Raw genomic sequence first — 1,592 nt, forward strand, 5'->3', positions numbered from 1 at the left:
ATGAGCCTGGTTAATCAACCCAGTTGGCTGAGGCATGGCGCTAATATCTTACTGTTCGGTGCCAGCGGTCTCGGCAAAACCCATATCGCCAGTGGCGGTAGATTTCAAGGTAGTTGACCAGATTTCCTAATTAAGCGGCTCTTTTTTGACCGCCTTGTTGATTATCTTCTGGGTTTCCTGGATTTAGCGTGACTGTACTAACAGGCGTCCAGTCACGTGTTTCTCTAGCCCAGCGCTCAGGATGCTTGGCTTTTGCCTGCTCATAGATGGCATGTCGTTTCGCTAACACCTGGGGATCCTGATTGCGGTGTCTTTGCGCTGGCGTGACGAATTTGATCGCGCTATGACGATGTTCATTGTTGTACCAGTTGACGAAGTTCAACATCCATTCACGTGCAGCGCTTAGCCCTTCAAAGCCGTGCGCCGGGTAGTTAGGACGGTATTTGGCTGTGCGGAACAATGATTCTGAGTATGCATTATCGTTACTGACACCAGGGCGGTTGAAGGAGGTACGGATACCCATTTCATCCAGCTTTGCGCGTAAGGTCAGTGACTTCATCGGCGCGCCATTGTCAGCGTGTAGATAACGCGGCTTTACCAAGCAACCTTCACTGAGTATTGCGCGTTCAATGAGTTGAGACGCAAGCGTACCGCATTCACGGTCATGAACCTCCCAACCGACGATTTTCCGACTGTAAATATCGATGATCATATAAAGATACCAATACAGGCCACGTACATTCGAGGGTAAATAGCTGATATCCCAAGTCCAAATCTCATTCGGCTTACTCGCCTGATGAGACGTCGGCTCTGTCGCTGGCTGTGGTGGCTTGGCTTTGCCTCGATGGTGGAGTTGGTCATTCGCTTTCAGCACGCGATAGATTGTTGATTCACTGGCGATGTACTCACCTTGATCAGCCAGGCGCGGTACGATTTGGCTGGGTGGTAAACTGGCGTAGTCAGCGTCATTGCAGACCTTTAAAATATGCAGACGCTCTTGCTCGGACAGTTTGTTTTTCGGTGCGGCTCTAATGGCAAGAGGACGCAGATCTGGCAGCACCTGACCTTGTGATGAACGCCAACGTCGCAACGTACGTTGTGGTACCTGCATAAGCTCAGCTGCCTTGTACTGAGGTGCGCCATTCGCGACGGCTTCATCAAAAAGCTGTAGCAGGGCCTGGCGCATATCGAGAGAGGTTAGCCCTCCTCGTTGTCGCTCTCGTACAAGACTTTGAGCTTTTTTGATAACACCAGTAGCGCTGTCGTTTCGGCAAGGGCTTTATCTTTGCGACGTAACTCAGTTTCTAAGCCACGAATGCGCTTTTTATCGGCTTTACGCGCGGTCTGCTCTGCTTTCTTAGATTGTTCGGCTTGGCCTGCACCGCTGATACAAGCGAGCTTCCACTCTTTGACTTGCTCGGGGAACAAGCCTCGCTCGCGACAATATTGACTCAGCTCAGCTTCTGATAGGCTGGCGGTTTCCATGACGGTGGCGAACTTGGCTTCAGCTGACCACTGCTCGGTGTTTTTTTGATGTCCTGGCACGGGTTTACCTTCGGAACGGAGTTTACTGCGCCAATTGTACAACGTTG

The 1,592-nt window shown here is 51.1% G+C and carries 1 protein-coding gene and 1 pseudogene; both read right to left on the reverse strand.

Annotation, left to right across the window (positions count from 1 at the left end; translation table 11 throughout):
* Positions 1-130: 130 nt before the first annotated feature.
* On the reverse strand, positions 131-1,186 hold the full coding sequence (locus tag DZ54_RS0117525; RefSeq protein ID WP_025675531.1) for an IS3 family transposase: 1,056 nt from the start codon (positions 1,184-1,186) through the stop codon (positions 131-133).
* 11 nt (positions 1,187-1,197) lie between these two features.
* A pseudogene (locus DZ54_RS0117530) lies at positions 1,198-1,592 on the reverse strand (IS3 family transposase); the annotation flags it as partial.

It is taken from the genome of Salinivibrio socompensis S35 (genome assembly GCF_000513715.1).
In the GTDB taxonomy this organism is placed as follows: Bacteria; Pseudomonadota; Gammaproteobacteria; order Enterobacterales; family Vibrionaceae; genus Salinivibrio; species Salinivibrio socompensis.